Origin of the sequence: Leptotrichia sp. oral taxon 847 (assembly GCF_001553645.1) — a bacterium.
GTDB lineage: Bacteria > Fusobacteriota > Fusobacteriia > Fusobacteriales > Leptotrichiaceae > Leptotrichia.
On record NZ_CP014231.1, the window covers coordinates 1,248,392 to 1,269,318 of the forward strand.

The 20,927-nt window shown below is 28.8% G+C and carries 22 protein-coding genes and 1 pseudogene; all 23 read left to right on the plus strand.

Going from position 1 to position 20,927, the window contains the following annotated elements; translation table 11 throughout:
• Positions 1-9 precede the first annotated feature (9 nt).
• On the plus strand, positions 10-1,068 hold the full coding sequence (locus tag AXF11_RS05780) for an acyltransferase family protein (protein WP_068155762.1): 1,059 nt from the start codon (positions 10-12) through the stop codon (positions 1,066-1,068).
• A 204-nt stretch (positions 1,069-1,272) separates the two neighbouring features.
• Positions 1,273-2,925, plus strand: a complete 1,653-nt coding sequence (locus AXF11_RS05785; protein ID WP_068155764.1) for an AAA family ATPase — start codon at positions 1,273-1,275, stop codon at positions 2,923-2,925.
• 65 nt (positions 2,926-2,990) lie between these two features.
• The gene (locus tag AXF11_RS05790) at positions 2,991-4,094 is read left to right on the plus strand and encodes a glycosyltransferase (protein ID WP_068155765.1); all 1,104 of its coding nucleotides are present in this window, start codon (positions 2,991-2,993) and stop codon (positions 4,092-4,094) included.
• Between the two features lie 12 nt (positions 4,095-4,106).
• On the plus strand, positions 4,107-4,688 hold the full coding sequence (locus AXF11_RS05795; protein WP_068155767.1) for a DapH/DapD/GlmU-related protein: 582 nt from the start codon (positions 4,107-4,109) through the stop codon (positions 4,686-4,688).
• A 23-nt stretch (positions 4,689-4,711) separates the two neighbouring features.
• Positions 4,712-5,758, plus strand: coding sequence for a glycosyltransferase family 4 protein (locus tag AXF11_RS05800; RefSeq protein ID WP_068155769.1), 1,047 nt, complete (start codon positions 4,712-4,714; stop codon positions 5,756-5,758).
• 18 nt (positions 5,759-5,776) lie between these two features.
• The gene (locus AXF11_RS05805; RefSeq protein WP_068155776.1) at positions 5,777-6,898 is read left to right on the plus strand and encodes an ATP-binding protein; all 1,122 of its coding nucleotides are present in this window, start codon (positions 5,777-5,779) and stop codon (positions 6,896-6,898) included.
• The gene (locus AXF11_RS05810) at positions 6,891-7,661 is read left to right on the plus strand and encodes a hypothetical protein (RefSeq protein ID WP_068155778.1); all 771 of its coding nucleotides are present in this window, start codon (positions 6,891-6,893) and stop codon (positions 7,659-7,661) included. The genes AXF11_RS05805 and AXF11_RS05810 overlap by 8 nt, the downstream gene beginning before the upstream one ends.
• An 8-nt stretch (positions 7,662-7,669) precedes the next feature.
• Positions 7,670-8,785, plus strand: coding sequence for a glycosyltransferase family 4 protein (locus tag AXF11_RS05815; RefSeq protein ID WP_068155780.1), 1,116 nt, complete (start codon positions 7,670-7,672; stop codon positions 8,783-8,785).
• Positions 8,786-8,800: 15 nt separating this feature from the next.
• Positions 8,801-9,658, plus strand: a complete 858-nt coding sequence (gene rfbD / locus AXF11_RS05820) for a dTDP-4-dehydrorhamnose reductase (RefSeq protein ID WP_068155781.1) — start codon at positions 8,801-8,803, stop codon at positions 9,656-9,658.
• A 133-nt stretch (positions 9,659-9,791) separates the two neighbouring features.
• Positions 9,792-10,046, plus strand: coding sequence for a type II toxin-antitoxin system Phd/YefM family antitoxin (locus tag AXF11_RS05825; protein WP_068155783.1), 255 nt, complete (start codon positions 9,792-9,794; stop codon positions 10,044-10,046).
• Positions 10,039-10,293: a Txe/YoeB family addiction module toxin gene (locus tag AXF11_RS05830; RefSeq protein ID WP_068155786.1), complete on the plus strand. Its 255-nt coding sequence runs from the start codon at positions 10,039-10,041 to the stop codon at positions 10,291-10,293. The genes AXF11_RS05825 and AXF11_RS05830 overlap by 8 nt, the downstream gene beginning before the upstream one ends.
• Before the next feature lie 272 nt (positions 10,294-10,565).
• Complete coding sequence (locus AXF11_RS05835) at positions 10,566-11,708, plus strand: glycoside hydrolase family 16 protein (protein ID WP_231724651.1); 1,143 nt, start codon at positions 10,566-10,568, stop codon at positions 11,706-11,708.
• A 15-nt stretch (positions 11,709-11,723) separates the two neighbouring features.
• A complete protein-coding gene (locus AXF11_RS05840; protein WP_068155787.1) occupies positions 11,724-12,692 on the plus strand; it encodes a ribose-phosphate diphosphokinase in 969 nt (322 codons plus the stop codon).
• A 9-nt stretch (positions 12,693-12,701) separates the two neighbouring features.
• Positions 12,702-13,313 (plus strand): class I SAM-dependent methyltransferase, encoded by a 612-nt coding sequence (locus AXF11_RS05845; RefSeq protein ID WP_068155791.1) that lies wholly within the window; start codon positions 12,702-12,704, stop codon positions 13,311-13,313.
• Positions 13,314-13,336: 23 nt separating this feature from the next.
• Positions 13,337-14,038 (plus strand): N-acetylmuramoyl-L-alanine amidase family protein, encoded by a 702-nt coding sequence (locus AXF11_RS05850; protein WP_442915266.1) that lies wholly within the window; start codon positions 13,337-13,339, stop codon positions 14,036-14,038.
• Positions 14,039-14,495: 457 nt separating this feature from the next.
• Positions 14,496-14,876 carry a 30S ribosomal protein S12 gene (rpsL, locus tag AXF11_RS05855; protein WP_068155792.1) on the plus strand — a complete coding sequence of 127 codons (381 nt, stop codon included), beginning with the start codon at positions 14,496-14,498 and terminating at the stop codon, positions 14,874-14,876.
• Between the two features lie 33 nt (positions 14,877-14,909).
• Positions 14,910-15,379: pseudogene (gene rpsG, locus AXF11_RS05860) on the plus strand (30S ribosomal protein S7).
• 115 nt (positions 15,380-15,494) lie between these two features.
• Positions 15,495-17,579, plus strand: a complete 2,085-nt coding sequence (gene fusA / locus AXF11_RS05865) for an elongation factor G (RefSeq protein ID WP_068155795.1) — start codon at positions 15,495-15,497, stop codon at positions 17,577-17,579.
• Positions 17,580-17,631: 52 nt separating this feature from the next.
• Positions 17,632-18,816, plus strand: coding sequence for an elongation factor Tu (gene tuf, locus AXF11_RS05870; protein WP_068154840.1), 1,185 nt, complete (start codon positions 17,632-17,634; stop codon positions 18,814-18,816).
• A gap of 127 nt (positions 18,817-18,943) precedes the next feature.
• Entirely contained in the window at positions 18,944-19,249 is a 306-nt protein-coding gene (rpsJ, locus tag AXF11_RS05875) for a 30S ribosomal protein S10 (RefSeq protein ID WP_068158281.1), read from the plus strand.
• Between the two features lie 55 nt (positions 19,250-19,304).
• Entirely contained in the window at positions 19,305-19,931 is a 627-nt protein-coding gene (rplC, locus tag AXF11_RS05880) for a 50S ribosomal protein L3 (protein WP_068155796.1), read from the plus strand.
• 26 nt (positions 19,932-19,957) lie between these two features.
• Complete coding sequence (gene rplD / locus AXF11_RS05885; RefSeq protein ID WP_068155799.1) at positions 19,958-20,602, plus strand: 50S ribosomal protein L4; 645 nt, start codon at positions 19,958-19,960, stop codon at positions 20,600-20,602.
• The gene (gene rplW / locus AXF11_RS05890; protein WP_068155803.1) at positions 20,602-20,886 is read left to right on the plus strand and encodes a 50S ribosomal protein L23; all 285 of its coding nucleotides are present in this window, start codon (positions 20,602-20,604) and stop codon (positions 20,884-20,886) included. Before rplD ends, rplW begins: the two co-directional genes overlap by 1 nt.
• The last annotated feature ends 41 nt before the right edge of the window (positions 20,887-20,927 follow it).

A 20,927-nucleotide genomic window follows, 5' to 3' on the forward strand; every position in this document is an offset into this window, starting at 1 on the left:
TTATATATTATGAGAGAATTTAAAGCATTGGAAAGTTTAAGATTTTTTGCAGCGATTTTAGTTGCGTTGGTACATATTTTTGGCGTTTACGGTAAAGGAAATTTGATTCCTTACTCTTTTGTTTTATCTGTTGACTTCTTTTTTGTTTTGAGTGGATTTGTTATAACATATAAAAATTCAAAAATTAAAAACAGTTTGGATTACACAAAAAAGTTTTTATATGGAAGGGTAATTAGACTTTTGGTTCCGTACATGTTAATTATTGTATTCTATTATATTGTATTATATAGAATACTTTTTGGACGTCATATCACATTAATTCAAGGGTTCGTAGAGTTTTTTATGTTACAAATTATGGGATTGAATATAGACAATACTGCTAATTTAAGTGTTTTGACTACAGCATTAATTGCATGGGCTGTTGGATTAGAATTGTATATAGGAAGTTTTTATTTTCCTGCTATTCATTGGATTAAGAATAAAAGTAGAGTTTTGTTGTTTCTTTTTTGTATAGCACTATTTATAGTTTCTTTAAGTATTATTACACATAATTCTGATAGATTTTTAGATGTTCATTACCAAGAATGGCATGGGATCCCGCTGGGGATTTTCAGAATACTAATTTCTTATAGTGTTGGAACTGTATCGGCATTGGTTTATGATAAAATAAAAGAAATTAAATTCAAGTATAACGAAAATCTGCTTTATAGCGGTTTAGAAATAATAATATTTTTAATATTACTTAGATATTATGGTAGAGTAGATTATTATAGAGGAAATGAATATTTATTTCCTATAATTGCAGGATTAATGATTATAGTATTTGCACAAGAAAAAGGGATTTTATCAAACCTTTTAAATAAAATATATTATTTGGGATTATTAAGTTATTCAATATATTTATTACATCCTATTTATATTCGTATATTTCAATATTTTAATCTAAAATTTGATATCTATTTAATTATTATTTATTTAGTGTGTATTATAGTGGGTTCTTCTTTATTTTATAAAAATATAGAAAAATTTATAATAAAATGGAAATACGATGTAAAAAATAAATGTTAAAATCATGAGCATTAAACATTTTGTATTCAACAAAAAAGAACAATAAATCAATAGCAGCATAATGACAACTACAAATAAGTAACTGTGATTAAAAGTATTTTATTTCTCCAAATTTATATTTTGTAATTCTGTAATATGAATAGATTTTTTTCTTCAAAAATAGTATAATAAATTACAATAGAAAAAAAGGCTGGAGGTTTATTCATGGAGGATAAATTGAAAAGAGGATTACCAATAGGCACTGAAGATTTTGGAGAAATTATTGAACAAGGAAGTTTTTATGTTGATAAAACTGCATTTATAGAAGAAATATTGAAAGATAATGCTAAAGTAAAGTTATTTACACGTCCTAGAAGATTTGGTAAGACATTAACGCTATCTATGTTAAGATATTTTTTTGATATAGAAAATAAAAATAGGAATAGAGAACTCTTTTCTGAATTATATATTTCAAATAGTGAATATATAAAATATCAGGGGCAATATCCTGTGATTTTTGTTACATTTAAAGATTTGAAGGAAGATACATGGGAAGAGTGTCTTAAAAGTGTGAAATCGTTAATTTCAGATTTGTATGATAAGTATAGTTTTATACGAAAAAATCTGGATGACAGGAATAAAAAGAAATTTGATAAAATATTTTATGAAGAAGATGGAAATTATGAGAAAGGATTATTAGATATTTCGAAATATTTATATCGATATTATGGTAAAAGAGTAATTCTTTTGATAGATGAGTATGATACTCCTCTTATAAATGCCTATGAGAAAGGATTTTATGACAAGGCAATAACTTTTTTTAGTACGCTTTATAGTTCGGTATTAAAGACAAATGATTATCTTCAAACTGGAGTTCTTACTGGGATACTTAAAGTTGTAAAAGAAGGAATATTTTCTGGACTTAACAATATCGAAGTTTATACAGTTTTTGATGAACACTATTCCAGTTTTTTTGGATTTACTGAAAAAGAGGTGGAGAAAACTGTCAAGGAATATGGATTGGCAGATGAGATTGCGAAAGTTAAGAAGTGGTATGATGGGTATAAGTTCGGAAATTCAGAGATTTATAATCCTTGGAGCATATTAAAATATTTAAAAAGAGGAAAAACAGAGTCATACTGGATAAATACAGCTTCCGATCTTACAATATTAAGACTTTTAAAACAGGCAAATGATTCTATGTTTGAAGGGCTATTAAATATTTTTAATGGAGAAAATTCAGTGCAGCAAATAGATGTGTCTTCTGAAATGAATAGTATGCAAGATTCTCAAGAAATATGGCGACTAATGTTATTTAGTGGATATTTAACTGTTGATAAAAAGATAGACGAGAAGACATATTCTCTAAAATTGCCAAATTATGAAGTTAAGTCATTTTTTAAAGAAAAATTTTTGGATTATAACTATAAAGAAAATAAAGGCTTATTTAAAAAGATGATAAACGCGTTATTATTAAAAGACATTACTAAATATGAAGAAATTTTACGGAAAATATTACTAAATTCTATGAGCTATCACGATGGTGCAAAAGAAGAAAAATTTTATCATAACCTGATTTTAGGAATGCTTCTGTATCTTGATGATAAATATAGTATAAAATCGAACATAGAAGAAGGATATGGAAGAACAGATGTATTAATGTTTCCTCTAAACAAAAAATTAAACCCAGGATTTATATTTGAATTTAAGGTATCTGAAAAAGGCGATGATGAATCAATGGAAAAAGCAGTAAATGAAGCATTAAATCAAATAAAAGATAAAGAATATGAAGTAGAGATGCAACAACATAAAGTAAAGGATATATTAAATTTAGGAATAGCTTTTAATGGTAAAAAAGTAAAAGTAAAATTGGGATAAAATAAAAATTTTTAGTAGTTATTAAGTTCGTTATGATTTTTTATTAATAAAATTCAGGAGATTTTATGAGCAGAAAAACAATAGTTTTATCAGGAATAAATTTCAGCGAAGGCGGTCCTTTAACAATTTACAAGGAATGTCTTAGATGTGTGGAAGAATATCTTTTAAAGGATTATGAAATAATAGCTCTTGTGCATAATAAAGAACTTTTTTCTGAATTTGATTCTAGGATAAGATTTATTGAATTTAAGGATTCTAAAAAAAGTTATCTTAAAAGAATATACTATGAGTACATTTATTTTAAAAAGTTGTCAAAAAAATTTAAGCCATATCTATGGTTTTCTTTACACGATATGACGCCAAATGTAACAGCAGATAAAAGAGTGGTATATTGTCATAATCCAATGATGTTTTATAATATGACAAAAGAAGAGAGAAAAAAATCATTTAAATTATTTCTTTTTTCAAAATTTTATAAGTATATCTATAAAATAAATATAAAAAAAAATAATTATGTTATTGTACAACAGGATTGGATACGAGAGGAATTTAAAAAAGCTTTTAAAATAAAAAATGTTATTGTGGCACATCCAGAAGTTAATTTAGGTAATTTGAAAATAAATAAAAATATAGAGATTGAGAAAAACAGTTTTCTTTATCCTAGTTTTCCACGAGTTTTTAAAAATTTTGAAGTGATTTGTGAAGCCACTAAAATATTGGAAAATAAAGGAATTAAAAATTTGAAGGTTTATTTGACGATAGACGGGAGTGAAAATATTTATTCAAAAGAAATTGTTGAAAAATATAGTCAACTTGAATGTATTGAATTTATTGGATTACAGTCAAGAGAAAATTTAATGAAATATTATAATAAAGTGGAAACGGTAGTATTTCCTTCTAAAATTGAGACTTGGGGATTGCCAATTACAGAAGCAAAGGAATTAAGAAAAAAAATAATTTTAGCTAATTTACCTTATGCGCATGAAACTTTAGGAGATTATGAAAATGTGTTTTTCTTTGATCCGAATTCATCTAGAGATTTGGCAGAGAAAATGGAGTTAGTCATTAAAGGAGAAAATATTAAATTTGATGGAAATATTGAGAAAAATATTGAAGAGCCTTATTGTAATAACTGGAAAGAACTTTTTGAGATAATATTAAAAAAATAATATGGAGATGATATGGAAAAGTCATTTTATGAGATTTGGAAACTTGGAATGAATGTTATTAAAACGAAAATATTTTTTCCAAAGGCTAGATTGATACGGTTTCCTTTTGATATAAGGGGGAAAAAGTATATAAAATATGGGAAAAATTTTACGACTGGGACAGGATGCAGAATAGAAGCATATAAATTTGATGGAAAAGTACCTAATTTAGAAATAGGAGATAATGTTCAGATAAATGATTATGTACATTTTTCGTGTGCAGAATCTTTAATAATAGGAGATAATGTACTTATTGCGAGTAAAGTTTATATAACTGATTTGAATCATGGAAACTATTCTGGAAAAGAGCAGTCTAATCCGCAAGAAATAGCGAAGGAAAGAAAGATTTATACTAAGCCAGTGAAAATAGAAAATAATGTCTGGATTGGAGAAAATGTATCAATTTTACCTGGGGTAGAAATAGGAGAAAATGCTATTTTAGGTGCAAATTCTGTCGTAACAAAAAATGTTCCTAAAAATAGTATTGTTGCTGGAAACCCTGCAAAAGTAATAAAAGTTTACAATAAAAATACTGGAAAATGGGAAAAAATATAAAATAGTTTTGAAAGGTTTAAAGTATGAAAAAAGAAAAATGTGTAATATATTTTGGGTTTAATAATCCTTTGAAATTTAAAAGAGGTGTTGAAAATGAAATTTTATTTCAAGCTCAGTCTCTAAAAGAAAATGTAGAAAAATACTATATTTTTTTTGATGATGAAAATACTAAATTTGATTGGCATGGAATAAATTGTATTGGAATTAAAAAAAATAAATTTAGATTTTTTTATTTAAACGCATTAATTAGGAAAAAATTTAATAATAAAAAATATATTATACATTCTCATAATTATCTTATGAGCTTTTTCTTATTTAGAAAAACGGATATTTTTACGGTAAATGACGGACTTTATTATCAGGCGAATGAATTAAATCATAAATTAAAAAATTTATTTAAAATTATTGAAAAAAAAGTGTATAAAAAATCCAAATTAATTCATTTTATTTCTAAATTTTCAAAAGAAAAATCTTTATATTATGGGAGTAATTATAAAATAATTTATATAACTACCCCTTTTGAGAAAGTGAAAAAAGTTGATGAAAAAGTGAATTGGGAAGATGACAAACTTAAAATTTTCACTGTTCGTAGCATTGAAGAGAGAGCGAATATTGAGTTATTGATAGAATTGGCGAAAAGGAATCCAAATTATGATATTAAAGTAGCTGGAAAAGGGCCTTTGTTAAAAAAGTATAGAGAAGAAATAAAGCAAAAGCATTTAAAAAACATTGAATTGTTAGGTTATGTTTCAGATGAAAAAGTTAGGAACTTTTATGAAACAGCTAATTTAATAACAGTTTTGGCAAAATATGGAGAAGGATTTGGGTTGCCGATAATTGAAGGTTATCTTTATGATAAGCCAGTTTTTGCTTCGGATATTTGTGCTATACCAGAAATTATAATAAATAAAAATTTTTTAGTGAAAAATAATGTTGAAGATTTAGAAAATAAAATAAAAAAGTATTATGAGGAAACTCCAACTTATAATTTTAAAAAATACTATGAAGAAAACTTTTCTTATGATAAAATATTAGAAAAATATAAAAAGCTATATGATAAATTTTTTTAGGAAAGGGGAAATAATAAAATGCTAAAAAAATTGGAAGTTCAAAATTTTAAAAATTTTGAACATGTAGTATTGGATTTTGGAAATGTTGGAGAATATAATTTCAATGAAGAAATAATAAAAAATGGAATTATTTCACGGTCATTAGTGTTAGGTCAGAATGCTAGTGGAAAATCTAATATTGGATTAGCAATTTTTGATATAGTGATTCATTTAACAGATAAAAATAAAAAATTAAAAGATTATAATAATTATCTGAATTACAATTTGAAAAATTTAAAAAGTGCAGAGTTTTGTTATACTTTTAAATTTAATGATGATGAGGTTAAGTATGAGTATAAAAAAATTGAAAGTGAAGTTGTAATCGAAGAAAAGTTATTTATAAATAACGAGTTATGTTTAGAGTATAATAAAGAGAAAAATATTATTCAGTTAAAAATAGAAAGGTATGTCAATAATTTTGAGAACTTCAATACCGAATTTTCTGTAGAAGATTTTGAAAATATTTCGTTATTAAAGTATGTAAAAGGAAATACTTTACTTATAAAAAATGGAATTTTGGAAAAGTTTTTTAATTTTGTGGATAACATGCTATGGATTCGTTCTTTACAAGAAGGAAATTCATATATGGGTTACAGAAATGGTAGCCAAAATATAATGAAAAGCATAATAGAAGCAGATAAAGTAAAGGATTTTGAAAAATTTTTAAAAAAATTTGAAATAAATCAAAAGTTAGTTCAAAATGATGAAGAAATTTTTGTTGAATTTGAAAATGGAAAAAAAGTGAGATTTTATGAAATTGCATCAAGTGGAACTAAAATTTTAGCATTATTATTTCTCTGGATGGAGGTTACAATAAAAAATGTTAGTTTTTTATTTATAGATGAATTTGATGCGTATTTTCACTATAAACTATCAAGAGCAATATTAGAAAATTTATTGAAAAGTGATAAAATTAAACAACTGGGACTTTCATCGCATTCAACAGCCTTAATAGATAATGAAGTTTTAAGACCAGACTGTTATTTTATTTTAAATAATAAAGGAAATGTAAAACAATTATCAGAAATTAGTAATCAAAAATTGGAAGAATATCATAATATCGAAAAAATGTATCGTGCAGAGGTATTTGATTATGAATAATTCAAAAATATTGATATTGACTGAAGGAAAATCGCCTGACAAGTCAGTTATTCAAAATATAAATGAAAAGTTTGATATTGGTGGAGAAATTATTTGGACAAAAGTTGGAACTATTTATGCATTTTATAAATTGCTGAAAAAAGAGTATGAAAAAACTCCATATATTAAGATGGCTAGTTATATAAAAACAAGATATAAGAGTAAAATAAGTGAAGATTTTTTAAGTTCTCAAATATCAAGAATATATTTATTTTTTGACTATGATATTCATTCGGAATTAGATAGTGAGTATGATAATCTTGAAAAAATAAGTGAAAAAATAAAAGAAATTGAAGAAATAAGTAAATTCTTTGCAAATGAAACTGAAGAAGGGAAATTGTATTTGAGTTTTCCAATGATTGAAGCGTATAGTAAGCCGGTAGGAGTAAATTTTAAATACAGAAAAGAAAATTTTGAAGAATTATTGAAAAATTTTTCTAATTTTAAATCAAAAATAAAAAAAGAAACTAGAAACAGAGGAAATGCTTATATTAATTCAAAGTATTTAAAAATTATAAAATTTTATATTGAAAATTCAAAAAAATTACTAGATTTAAAAATTGAAGAAATAGAACGGATTAAAGTTTTGGAGTTTGAAAATAATTTATTAAAGAATAATAGAAAAATTAATGTATTTTCAGCAATTCCTATTTTTTTAAAAGAATATTTTGGAATGAAAAAATTGAATAAAATCTTAATTGAAAAGAGTAAAAAAGAAAGTTGAGATAAAAAATGAAAAAAATATCATTAGAGTTACAATGGGCAATTGGAAAGAAGACAGGAGTAGGTTGGTATATTTATAATATTGTAAGAGAATTAAACAAATCAAGAAAAAATGAATATGTAGCAGAATTTGTCAATTTTTTGAATAAATATGATGCAAGAAAAGAAATTAATTGTGATATAGAAATTAAAGAAAATAAATTGATGCCATATAAAATATATAATTTTTTGACTAAAAAATTAAATATTAGTCATAATTTAATTTTTGGAACCAAATCAGATATTTATCATTTTTTTAATTTTACAATTCCAAAAAATATAAAAGGAAAAGTGATAAATACAATTTATGACACTGTCTTTATTTCTGCACCTGAAACAATGGGAGATAGAAAAACACTTAAAGAGTATAAATATGGAGCTCAAAAGTCGGATTTGATAATTACAATTTCTGAAAGTGCTAAAAAGGATATTGTTGATCATTTGAAAGTGCCAAAAGAGAAAATTAAAATAATTTATCCAGGGATTGATTTTGAAAAATATTCTCGAGAGATTGAAAAAAATAAATTACGAAAAATTAGAAAAAAATATAAGTTACCTAAAAAGTATATTTTGTATTTAGGAACGATTGAGCCTAGAAAAAATATTGTTAGAATAATAAACTCTTTTTTAGAGTATAGAAATCTAACAAAATCAGATATAAAATTAGTCATTGCCGGTGGAAAAGGTTGGAAATATGAAAAAATTATGAAATTAGTAGAGCAAAATAAAGAAAATATTGTTTTGACAGGATATATTGAAGAAGAAGATAAAATATCATTATATAAAATGGCTGAAATTTTTGTATTTCCTTCACTTTATGAAGGTTTTGGAATGCCTGTATTAGAGGCTATGGCCTGCGGTGTGCCAGTGATTACTTCAAATGTGTCTTCGCTTCCAGAAGTAGCTGGAAAAGCAGCAATATTAGTAAATCCATTAAAAGAAGAGGAAATGACAGACGCATACAATAAAATTTTATCAAATGAAAAATTCCAGAAAGAAATGATAGAAGAAGGGATAGAACAGTCTAAAAAATTTCAGTGGAAGGAATCTGCAAGAAAACTGGAAAAAATTTATGAAGAATTATAAATCGAGAGGTTAATAATGAAAATACTACTAACAGGCTCAAACGGCCAACTGGGACACGATTTTAAAAAATTATTCGATAGAGAAAATATTGAATATATCGCAACTGATTCTAAAGAATTGGACATCACAAATGATGAGAAATTAAAGAAATTTTTTCAAGAAAATAGAGGAATTACTCATATAATAAATTGTGCGGCGTATAATGATGTGGATAAGGCAGAAAATGATGAGAAAGTTTGGCTATTAAATGCTAAAGCTCCTAAAAAGTTAGCTGAAATTTCTAAAGAAATAGGAGCAATCTTTGTAACTTATTCGACGGATTTTGTGTTTGATGGGAATAAAAGTTTTCCGTATTTGGAAGAGGATGAAACAAATGGGTTATCGGAATATGGAAAATCAAAGGCTAAAGGTGAAAAAGAAGTTTTTAAAATATATGATAAATCTTTTGTAATACGAACTTCATGGGTGTTTGGAATAGCGAATAATAATTTTAATAAGCAAGTTATAAATTGGAGTAAATCAAGAAATGAATTGAATATTGTGGATGACCAAGTGTCAGCTCCTACTTATTCAGTAGATTTGGCTAAGTTCTCCTGGAAACTAATCCAAACTGAAAAATTTGGTTTATATCACATTACAAATGATGGAATCGCAAGTAAATACGATCAAGCAAAGTATGTTTTGGAAAAAATTGGTTGGAATGGGACATTGGGAAGAGCTAAGACAGCTGATTTCAATCTTCCTGCAAAACGACCATCTTATTCAAAATTGGATTCTAGCAAAGTTGAAAAATTGCTAGATGAAAAAGTTCCTACTTGGCAGTCAGGAATTGATAGGTTTCTGGAAGAGATGAAAGAAAATGGGGACTTATGATTTGAGAGTAATTTTTGTTTTAGAGAAAGGCTATTTTAAAGGATTTTCTTAGATAGTCTTTTTATATTTTTATTGACATTTTGTACAAAAAGTACTAGAATAAATTGTACAAGTTGATAAAGGAGTGATAGATATGTTGGCTGTAAATTTTTCAACCATGAGAAATAATTTAAAAAGTTACTGTGATAAGGCAGTAAAAGAAAATGAAGATGTAATAGTAACAAGAAAAAATGAAGAAAATGTAGTTTTAATAAATCTCAAAAAATATAATCAATTTTTGAAAGCAGTTAAAAATTCTGAATATCTTGCGAAATTGGATAGAGGATTTGAGCAGGTAAAAAGTGGAAAAGGACAAGTGCATGATTTGATAGAGGTTGACGATGAATAAATTATGGACTGATGAAGGATGGAGCGATTATTTATATTGGCAGTCTCAAGATAAAAAGACTTTGAAACGAATCAATGAACTTATAAAAGATATTGAAAGAAATGGGGCATTAAATGGTATAGGTAAACCCGAAGCTTTAAAATATAGAAAAGGATTTAGTCGAAGAATTGATGAAGCGAATAGGCTTGTATACACTATTGATGAAAATGGGACTTTGTGGATAATTTCTTGTAGAGGACATTACTAAAATATAGCTATAATTTTTGTGAAAATTGATAGGTTTCTGGAAGAGATGAAAGAAAATGGGGAATTATAGTTTACCAAAAAAGGCTGTTTCAAAAAAATTTTGAAATGGTCTTTTTTCTTTTATTTTTATTGAATATTGTGATAAAAATAGAAATAAACTCATAGTAATATTAAATTGAAATTTAAAGGTAAAGATAAAATTAAAAAAAACTATTCAAAAATTTTTAAAAATGGTTTATAATTAAATAAATAATTTGGAATGGAGATAAATAAATGAAAAAGGCAAATATGTTAATTTTACTAGGATTTTTGAGTTTTGGTGTTATTGGAAGTGCAAAAACTATAAAAACTTTTGATAAAAAAAATTATGCTATTGAAATAGCTTCAAAAAAAGAAGGTTTGATTAGTGAGGCAGAAAATAAAGTTTTGGATACTACTCAAAATCAATTGGCTGTCAAGAATGTGACTGATGATGAAGGAACTGGAAGAGAAACAGAAAATCTTTTGGGAAAAAGAAGAAAAAAAGTTACTGAAAAGACACAGGCTGGAGAAAAATCTGTGAAAAAATCATTTTGGAGTAAAATTTTGAACAGAAAAAAAAGTGATAAAAATGAAACTTGGAAACTAGTTTGGGATGATGAATTTGATTCAAATAGCTTAGATACTTCTAAATGGAGTTACTGGGGAGATAATAATGTCCCTTGGAATGCTGGAAACTATTTGGATGAAAATGGTAATTTGGTGGACCAGTCTGGATTTAAAGTTAAACATTATTATTTAAAGGACAATGTTAAAGTAAAAGATGGTAATTTGGTGATTGAAGTAAAAAAAGAAAATAATAAAACTGTGAATATTGACGGAAAACAGAGAAGAATATTGTATAGCTCTGGAGCAATTCATACAAAAGGGAAATTTTCTGTACAAGAAGGAAAAATAGAAATGAGAGCAGCAATGCCTAAAGGTGTGGGAACTTGGCCTGCGTTTTGGATGTGGCCTGAATGGTACAGTCAAGGAACGAATAAATTAGCGGATGGAGAAATTGATATTTTTGAAATTTATGGTTCCGATTTATCCAGAGTAACTGGGACAGCGCATGTTTTAAAGACAACAGAAAATAGATACGAAATGTTTGACAAAGATGATGAAAAAATTAAAAAGAGTGAAGATTTGACAAAATTTAACACTTATGCTGTCGAATGGGATTCAAAAGAGATAAAATGGCTATTTAACGGAAGAGTTTATAAAAAAAGAACTATGAAGGAAATGGAGAAAAAAGCTGGAAGAAATCCGTATAATCAACCATATTTTATTATGATAAATGTGGCTCTTGAAAATCAGACTGGAAGTGATGGAGATGTGGACTTTCCTACTGAAATGAAAGTTGACTATGTAAGAGTTTATAAAAAAGTTAAATAAAAGGAGGTTTAGGTTATGGAAGTTAGAGAATTTAATAAAAGTGATGTAAAGATATTTGCAGGCTCTTCGGCGAAAAAATTAGCTAAAAAAATAGCGGATTATGTGAGGTTGCCGCTTTCAGAAAATCAGTTTCAAAAATTTGCGGACGGGGAGATATTTACAAAATCTCTTGAAAGTGTCAGAGGAAGTAAGGTTTTTGTCGTACAGTCAACAGCAAGAAAAGTAAATGAAAATTTGATGGAACTTTTGATTTTTATCGATGCGCTAAAAAGAGCTTCCGCTAAAGAAATCATAGCAATTATTCCGTATTTTGGGTATGCAAGACAGGATAGAACAATAAATCCACATGATCCAATTACTGCAAAATTAATTGCAAATTTGCTGTGTGCGGCAGGTGCAACAAGAATTGTAACAATGGAATTCCATACGAGGCAGGCACAGGGATTCTTTGACATTCCAGTGGATCATATGGAACCGCTTCCAATTTTGGCAAAATATTTTGAAAAAAGAGGATTTTCTCGAAATGAAGACATCGTAGTAGTGGCGCCAGACATAGGTTCACTAAAAAGAGCAAGAGGTTTTGCTAAATGGCTTGAAGTGCCACTTGCAATTGTGGAAAAAAGAAAAACTGAAAATGGAGAATTTGAAGTTAAAAATTTAATTGGAGATGTGAGAGGAAAAAAAGTTATTTTGGTTGATGATATGATTAATACAGGAAAAACAATTTGTAACGCTGCAAATGCATTAGTCAAAAATGGTGCGACAGAAGTTTATTGTTGTGCAACTCATGCGGTATTTTCAGATAATGCGGTAGAAAGATTAAAAAATTCCATAATTAAAGAAGTTGTTGTAACGGATACAATCGAGTTAAAAGAAGATGAGTGTTTTGAAAAACTTATTGTTTTATCAACTGACAAAATTTTTGGAGAGGCAATAAAAAGAATAGTTGTTTGTAAAGAAATGAGTAATTTATTTGTAAAATAAGGAGGGGAAATGAGCCATTATTTTTCTGAAAAGCAAGATGTGAAATCGGCAAAAAAAGTAATAAATTATAAAATTAAAGATGAAAAATTTGAATTTTTGACTGATAATGGAGTTTTCTCAAAGACAAAAGTAGATTTTGGGACAGATGCGATGCTAAGAGTTTTTTTAGATGAAAATAAAAAATTGGGAAATATTCAAATTTTGGATATTGGCTGTGGATATGGAGTCGTTTCAGCTGTTTTAAAAAGATTTTTTGAAAAAGTAAAAATTTTGTCGACAGATGTCAATGAAAGAGCGCTAGAATTGACAAAAGAAAATATAAAAAAAAATAATGGAAAAGATGATTTTGAAGTTAGAAAGTCTTTTGTGTTTGAGAATATTTCTGAAAATTTTGATATAATTTTATCCAATCCGCCAATTAGAGCAGGAAAGCAAGTAATTTTTCAAATTTATGAAGAAAGTTTTTCTCATTTAAACAAAGATGGAAAATTTTATTGCGTGATTCAAACTAAGCACGGAGCAAAAAGTACGCAAAAAGAATTACATAAACTTTTTGGAAATTGCACTACACTTGCGATTGAATCAGGTTATCGAATTTTTAAATGTGTTAATAAAAAATAAAATTTTGGGAGGAAATGATGATGATAAAAGAAATATTGTATTTAGTAATGATGGGATTGATAGCGACAACATCGTTAAATGCGGCTGGGAAAACTAATGGATTGGTTTGTATTGATCCAGGACATCAATTGAAAGGAAATTCAGGACTTGAGCCTGTGGCGCCAGGTTCGAAAGTTAGAAAAGTAAAGGTTTCGTCTGGAACAAGAGGAGTTGCAACTAAAAAAAATGAATATGAATTGACGCTTGAAGTTGGATTAAAATTAAGAGATGCGCTAAAAGCAAAGGGATACCCTGTTTATATGATAAGAGAAACACATGACGTGAATATAAGTAACAAAGAAAGAGCGGAAAAAGCAAACAGCATGGGATGTGAAGCCTATATCAGAATACATGCCGATGGAATAAATAATTCGAGTACAAACGGAGTATCGGTATTGACTGCTTCAGCTAAAAATCCATATACAAAAGATGTTCAGCGTCCGAGTGAAAAATTGTCAAGAGATATTTTATCTGAATATGTAAAATCGACAGGTGCTAAAAACAGAGGAATTTCATACAGAGATGACCTAACAGGGACAAACTGGTCAAAAGTTCCAACTACATTAATAGAATTAGGATTTATGTCAAATCCTACAGAAGATAGAAAAATGGCAACACAAGAATATCAAAATAAAATGGTAACAGGAATTGTAAATGGGATAAAAAAATATTTTAGGGAAAAGTAGATAGATTTATTTAATAATTTAAAATTTTTATCAAAAAGAAAAATTTAGGGAGTGATGTAAAAAATAATTTAAAATTATTTTTAGTTTGAAAATTGGAAATGTTAAATTAAAAAACTATGTCGTTACCCTTGACAAAAGGACTTTTTTAGTATAAAATGTCTTTTGTGAAATGTTGCAAAATAAAATTGCAACATATTTTCAGGACCGAGCATCCGGTGTGCCTGATATTAAAATATCAGGAATTGCTTTACGTTATAACTCATAAACTAAATCAATAAAAGTATATTAAAATATTTTTATAGAGTCAATTTAGAAGTAAGTTGTTACATCTAAAATAGATGTACATCTATGTTTTTTTAAACATAAACTGAAGAAATGAGCTTTATTTTAAAAAAGTTTTAGTTTTGAAAATAACGACAGATATATATAAATTAAGAAATTTGAGAGGAGGAAAAAGATGCCTACTATTAATCAATTAGTAAGATTTGGTAGAAGTACAACTGAAAAAAAGAAAAAATCACCTGCATTAAAAGGTAATCCACAAAAAAGAGGGGTTTGTGTAAGAGTATATACAACTACGCCTAAAAAACCGAATTCAGCGTTAAGAAAAGTAGCGAGGGTTAAATTAGTAAATGGAATTGAAGTTACTGCTTATATTCCAGGGATAGGACACAACTTACAGGAACACAGTATCGTTCTTTTAAGAGGAGGAAGAACAAAAGATTTGCCAGGGGTTAGATATAAAATAATTAGAGGAGCATTGGATACGGCAGGAGTTGTAAACAGAAAACAAGGTAGATCAAGATACGGTGCAAAAAAACCGGCAGCAGCTAAATAATTAAAATTTTTGAAAAAGTAAGGAGGACAAATAGTGTCAAGAAGAAGAAGAGCGGAAAAAAGAGATGTTTTGCCTGATTCGCAATACAATGATAAAGTAGTAACTAAATTCATAAATGGATTAATGAAAAATGGGAAAAAATCATTAGCGGAAAGTATTTTTATACAGCATTAAACGAAATTAAGGAAGAAACTAACGAAGAAGGAATTGAAGTGTTCAGAAGAGCAATGGAAAATGTAAGACCTCAGTTAGAAGTAAGATCAAGAAGAATTGGAGGAGCTACATACCAAGTTCCAGTTGAAGTTAGAAAAGAAAGACAACAAACATTAGCAATCAGATGGTTAGTTAGATACACAAGAGAAAGAAAAGAATATGGAATGATAGCTAAACTTAAAAAAGAATTAATTGCAGCCGCTAACAACGAAGGTGGATCAATTAAGAAAAAAGAAGATACTTATAAAATGGCAGAAGCAAATAGAGCGTTTGCACATTACAAATGGTAATTTTCGTATAAAAAAATCTCTTGATATAGCAGATTTAAGAGAAGTTTTAAAAATTTTTGTAAAAAAATTTTTATTTGGTCAAAAGACTGTTAATAGATTAAGGAGGAAAACTTAAATGGCAAGAAAAGTTGCTTTGAAAGATACTAGAAACATTGGTATTATGGCTCATATTGATGCCGGAAAAACAACTACTACTGAAAGAATTTTATTCTATACAGGGGTTAACCATAAAATCGGAGAGGTTCACGAAGGAGCCGCTACAATGGATTATATGGAACAAGAACAAGAAAGAGGAATCACAATTACATCAGCAGCAACAACTGCATTTTGGAATAAACACAGAATCAATATAATAGATACACCAGGACACGTTGACTTTACTGTGGAAGTAGAAAGATCTTTAAGAGTATTAGACGGTTCTGTTGCTGTGTTTTCAGCAGTCGATGGGGTGCAACCACAGTCTGAAACTGTTTGGAGACAAGCGGATAAATATAATGTACCAAGAATGGCATTTTTAAATAAAATGGACAGAGTTGGTGCGGACTTTGATATGTGTGTAAATGATATCAAAGAAAAATTAGGTGGAAATGGAGTGCCTATTCAATTACCAATCGGTGCTGAAGATGATTTTGAAGGAATTATTGACTTGGTATCTATGAAAGAGTATTTATTCAAAGATGAAACTATGGGTGCTGATTATGATATAACAGATATCAGAGCAGAATTGGCGCAAAAAGCTGAGGAAGCTAGAGAACATATGATTGAGTCTATAGTTGAAACTGATGATGAATTAATGGAAAAATACTTTGGCGGAGAAGAAATTACAGAAGAAGAAATCAAAAAAGCATTAAGAACTGCTACAATTGCAGGAACAGTTGTACCGGTATTATGTGGAACAGCGTTTAAAAACAAAGGAATTCAGCCATTACTTGATGCAATAGTTGCTTATATGCCATCACCTGTTGACATTAACGAAGGAAAAGTCAAAGGAACAGATCCTAAAACTGAAGAACCAATGGAAAGAGAAATTAGTGATGACGCTCCATTTGCAGCTCTGGCATTTAAAATCATCACAGATCCATTTGTTGGAAGATTGTCATTCTTTAGGGTTTACTCAGGAGTGTTAGAAAAAGGTTCTTATGTATTAAACTCAACTAAAGGTAAAAAAGAAAGAATGGGAAGATTGCTTCAAATGCACGCTAACAAGAGAGAAGAACTTGATGTAGTTTACTCTGGAGATATAGCTGCAGCGGTTGGATTGAAGGATACTACAACAGGAGATACATTGTGTGCTGAAAATGCTCCAATTATCCTAGAAAAAATGGAATTTCCAGATACAGTTATTCAAATAGCTGTTGAACCAAAAACAAAAGCTGACCAAGAAAAAATGGGAACAGCACTTTCAAAACTTGCTGAAGAAGATCCAACATTTAAAGTTACAACTAACCAAGAAACTGGTCAAACATTGATTTCAGGAATGGGAGAATTACATTTGGAAATCATCGTGGATAGAATGAAACGTGAATTTAAAGTTGAAGCAAATGTAGGTAAACCACAAGTTGCATACAGAGAAACAATCAATGGTGTAGCAGATGTTGAAGAAAAATATGCTAAACAATCAGGTGGACGTGGACAATACGGACATGTTAAGATGAAAGTTGAAGCAAATCCAGACAAAGGTTATGAATTTATTAACCAGATTACAGGAGGAGCTATTCCAAGAGAATATATTCCAGCTGTAGATAAAGGTATTCAGGAAGCACTAGAAGCGGGAGTAGTTGCTGGATACCCAGTTCAAGATGTAAAAGTTACATTATATGACGGATCTTACCATGAAGTCGATTCATCAGAAATGGCATTTAAAATTGCAGGATCAATGGCAATCAAAAAAGCTTTAAGAACTGCAAACCCAGTATTATTGGAACCAATTTTCAAAGTGGAAGTTACAACACCAGAAGAATATATGGGAGATGTTATAGGGGATTTAAATGCAAGACGTGGACAAGTTTCAGGAATGACTGACAGAAATAATGCAAAAATCATTGATGCACAAGTACCACTAGCTCAAATGTTTGGATATGCAACTGACTTAAGATCGAAAACTCAAGGAAGAGCATCATATTCAATGGAATTTGAAAAATATGTAGAAGTACCTAAAAATATTGCACAACAAGTAATTGATGAAAGACAAGGAAAGTAAATAAAATAAAAATTTAAGATAAAAAAATAAAATATGGAGGAAAAAGAGAAATATGGCAAAAGCTAAATTTGACAGAAGTAAACCACACGTAAACATAGGAACAATTGGTCACGTAGACCACGGAAAAACTACTTTGACAGCAGCAATTTCAAAAGTGTTGTCTGATAAAGGGCTTGCAGAAAAAGTTGATTTTGAAAATATCGACCAAGCTCCTGAAGAAAGAGAAAGAGGAATCACAATTAACACAGCTCATATTGAGTATGAAACAGCAAAAAGACACTACGCACACGTAGACTGTCCAGGACATGCGGATTATGTAAAAAATATGATTACAGGAGCAGCTCAGATGGATGGAGCAATCCTAGTAGTATCAGCAGCTGATGGACCAATGCCTCAAACAAGAGAACATATCCTACTAGCAAGACAGGTTGGAGTACCTTATATTGTAGTATTCTTAAACAAAGTTGATATGGTAGACGACGAAGAATTACTAGAATTGGTAGAAATGGAAGTAAGAGAATTATTAAATGAATACGGATTCCCAGGAGATGATGTACCAATAATAGCTGGATCAGCATTAGGAGCATTAAATGGGGAAGCAAAATGGGTAGAAAAAATAATGGAATTAATGGATGCGGTAGATACATATATTCCGACACCAGAAAGACCAATTGACCAACCATTCCTTATGCCGATTGAAGATGTGTTCACAATTACAGGAAGAGGAACAGTAGTAACAGGAAGAGTAGAAAGAGGAGTAGTAAAAGTTGGGGAAGAAGTGGAAATAGTAGGAATCAAACCGACTTCAAAAACTACAGTAACAGGAGTGGAAATGTTCAGAAAGTTATTGGATTCAGGACAAGCTGGAGATAATATAGGAGCATTGCTAAGAGGGACTAAGAAAGAAGAAGTTGAAAGAGGACAAGTGTTAGCAAAACCAGGAACAATCACACCACATACAGGATTCAAATCAGAAGTATACGTACTTACAAAAGATGAAGGTGGAAGACATACACCATTCTTTACAGGATACAAACCACAATTTTATTTCAGAACGACTGACATTACAGGAGAAGTAAAACTACCAGAAGGAGTAGAAATGGTAATGCCAGGAGATAACATTGAAATGACAGTGGAATTAATTCACCCAATTGCGATGGAAGAAGGATTGAGATTTGCGATAAGAGAAGGTGGAAGAACAGTAGCTTCAGGAGTAGTTGCAACTATTACTAAATAACTGATTTACTAAGATAAAATTTCAAAGGTCTGAGGAAAATATTTTCTCATTCCTCTGAAATTTGATAACAAAAAGATTTTGTAACTTTGAAAGAAAAGTACTTTATAAAATAATAGGAGGAAAAAAATTGGATAAATTAAGAATATATCTTCAATCTTACGATCATAAATTGTTAGACCAATCTGCTAAAAAAATTGCAGAAGTAGCTAAAAAGAATGGTTCACAGCTAGCAGGACCACTTCCATTACCTACAAAAATCAAAAAATATACAGTTTTAAGATCTGTTCATGTGAACAAAGATTCAAGAGAACAATTTGAAATGAGAATACATAGAAGATTTGTAGAAATTAAAAATTCTAATCAACAAATCGTCAATGCATTGGCATCATTAAACTTACCATCAGGTGTGGGAGTTGAAATTAAGCAATCGTAAGCTTAGTACAAGTTGGGGTGAACTCAACCAATATATTAAGGAGGAAAAGTAAAAAATGATATTAGGAAAAAAAGTTGGAATGACTCAAATTTTTGAAAACGAACAATTAATTCCAGTTACAGTAATTGAAGCTGGAACAAACTTTGTAACACAAATCAAGACAGTTGAAAAAGAAGGATATAACGCTATAACTTTAGCATATGGAGATAAAAAAGAAAAAAATACAACTAAACCAGAATTAGGAATTTTTAAAAAAGCTGGAATTACTCCAAAAAGATTCTTAAGAGAATTTAAAGTTGAAAATCCACAAGAATTTTCATTGGGACAAGAAATTAAATTGGATGTTTTAGATGGAATTGACTTTATAGACATTACAGGAACTTCAAAAGGTAAAGGGACTGCTGGTGTTATGAAAAGACATAACTTTGGAGGAAACAGAGCGTCTCACGGGGTTTCAAGAAATCACAGACTTGGAGGTTCAAATGCCGGAGGTGCTGCTTCAAACAGTAATGTGCCTAAAGGTAAAAAAATGGCTGGAAGATTAGGAGCTGAAAAAGTTACAGTTCAAAACTTAAAAGTTGTTAAATTTGATGTAGAAAATAGTCTTTTATTAGTAAAAGGTGCGGTTCCAGGACCTAAAAATGGACTTTTAATAATAAAAAAAGCAGTAAAAAAATATTAATCAAGTAGGAAAGAGAGGAGGATAAAATGCCAGTTTTAAACGTATACAAATTAGACGGTTCACAAGCAGGAACTGTGGAAGTAAACAACGAAATATTTGGAATTGAACCAAACAAAAATGTAATGCACGAAGTTTTAGTTGCAGAATTAGCGGAAGTTAGACAAGGATCTGCATCAACAAAAACTAGAGCAGAAGTAAGAGGTGGAGGAAGAAAACCCTTCAGACAAAAAGGAACAGGAAGAGCTAGACAAGGATCAACAAGAGCTCCACATATGGTAGGTGGAGGAGTTGCTCACGGACCAAAACCAAGAAATTACGCTAAAAAAATTAACAAAAAGGTTAGAAAATTAGCTCTAAAATCAGCATTAGCTACAAAAATTAATGAAGGAAATGTAATTGTATTAGATGACTTTAGTTTAGAAACTCCAAAAACTAAAACATTTATAAATTTTGCAAAAGCTTTAAATTTTGATAACGCAAAACAATTATATGTAGTAAGTTTTGATTCTGAAAACTTTGATAGAGATTATTTTGTAGAATTGTCTACTAGAAATATTGAAAAAGTTATTACAATCAGTACGAGAGAATTAAATATCTACTGGTTGATTAAACAAGATAAAGTAGTTCTTACAAAAGAAGCACTAGCAACTATCGAGGAGGTGTTAGCGTAATGCATATTACTGATATAATTAAAAAACCTGTAATTAATACAGAAAAAGCGAGAACTTTATTAGAAAACAACGAATATGTTTTTATCGTGGATAGAAGAGCAAACAAAATTCAAATAAAAGATGCTGTAGAAAAATTATTTAATGTAAAAGTTAAAGGTGTAAATACATTAAACATTAAACCAAAATCTGAAAGATTCAGAATGTCTATGTACAAAACACCAGCTATTAAAAAAGCAATTGTTAAATTAAAAGACGGAGAAACTATTTCAGCTTACGAAGAATAAAATAGTTTTTTGAAGTAAAATTTTAGATAGATAGAAATTTT

Excerpts from the sequence above, each read along its gene's own strand:
- AXF11_RS05780 (WP_068155762.1), top strand. The coding sequence starts at position 10 with ATGAGAGAATTTAAAGCATTGGAAAGTTTAAGATTTTTTGCAGCGATT.
- AXF11_RS05785 (WP_068155764.1), top strand. The coding sequence starts at position 1,273 with ATGGAGGATAAATTGAAAAGAGGATTACCAATAGGCACTGAAGATTTT.
- AXF11_RS05790 (WP_068155765.1), top strand. The coding sequence starts at position 2,991 with ATGAGCAGAAAAACAATAGTTTTATCAGGAATAAATTTCAGCGAAGGC.
- AXF11_RS05795 (WP_068155767.1), top strand. The coding sequence starts at position 4,107 with ATGGAAAAGTCATTTTATGAGATTTGGAAACTTGGAATGAATGTTATT.
- AXF11_RS05800 (WP_068155769.1), top strand. The coding sequence starts at position 4,712 with ATGAAAAAAGAAAAATGTGTAATATATTTTGGGTTTAATAATCCTTTG.
- AXF11_RS05805 (WP_068155776.1), top strand. The coding sequence starts at position 5,777 with ATGCTAAAAAAATTGGAAGTTCAAAATTTTAAAAATTTTGAACATGTA.
- AXF11_RS05810 (WP_068155778.1), top strand. The coding sequence starts at position 6,891 with ATGAATAATTCAAAAATATTGATATTGACTGAAGGAAAATCGCCTGAC.
- AXF11_RS05815 (WP_068155780.1), top strand. The coding sequence starts at position 7,670 with ATGAAAAAAATATCATTAGAGTTACAATGGGCAATTGGAAAGAAGACA.
- rfbD (WP_068155781.1), top strand. The coding sequence starts at position 8,801 with ATGAAAATACTACTAACAGGCTCAAACGGCCAACTGGGACACGATTTT.
- AXF11_RS05825 (WP_068155783.1), top strand. The coding sequence starts at position 9,792 with ATGTTGGCTGTAAATTTTTCAACCATGAGAAATAATTTAAAAAGTTAC.
- AXF11_RS05830 (WP_068155786.1), top strand. The coding sequence starts at position 10,039 with ATGAATAAATTATGGACTGATGAAGGATGGAGCGATTATTTATATTGG.
- AXF11_RS05835 (WP_231724651.1), top strand. The coding sequence starts at position 10,566 with ATGAAAAAGGCAAATATGTTAATTTTACTAGGATTTTTGAGTTTTGGT.
- AXF11_RS05840 (WP_068155787.1), top strand. The coding sequence starts at position 11,724 with ATGGAAGTTAGAGAATTTAATAAAAGTGATGTAAAGATATTTGCAGGC.
- AXF11_RS05845 (WP_068155791.1), top strand. The coding sequence starts at position 12,702 with ATGAGCCATTATTTTTCTGAAAAGCAAGATGTGAAATCGGCAAAAAAA.
- rpsL (WP_068155792.1), top strand. The coding sequence starts at position 14,496 with ATGCCTACTATTAATCAATTAGTAAGATTTGGTAGAAGTACAACTGAA.
- fusA (WP_068155795.1), top strand. The coding sequence starts at position 15,495 with ATGGCAAGAAAAGTTGCTTTGAAAGATACTAGAAACATTGGTATTATG.
- tuf (WP_068154840.1), top strand. The coding sequence starts at position 17,632 with ATGGCAAAAGCTAAATTTGACAGAAGTAAACCACACGTAAACATAGGA.
- rplC (WP_068155796.1), top strand. The coding sequence starts at position 19,305 with ATGATATTAGGAAAAAAAGTTGGAATGACTCAAATTTTTGAAAACGAA.
- rplD (WP_068155799.1), top strand. The coding sequence starts at position 19,958 with ATGCCAGTTTTAAACGTATACAAATTAGACGGTTCACAAGCAGGAACT.
- rplW (WP_068155803.1), top strand. The coding sequence starts at position 20,602 with ATGCATATTACTGATATAATTAAAAAACCTGTAATTAATACAGAAAAA.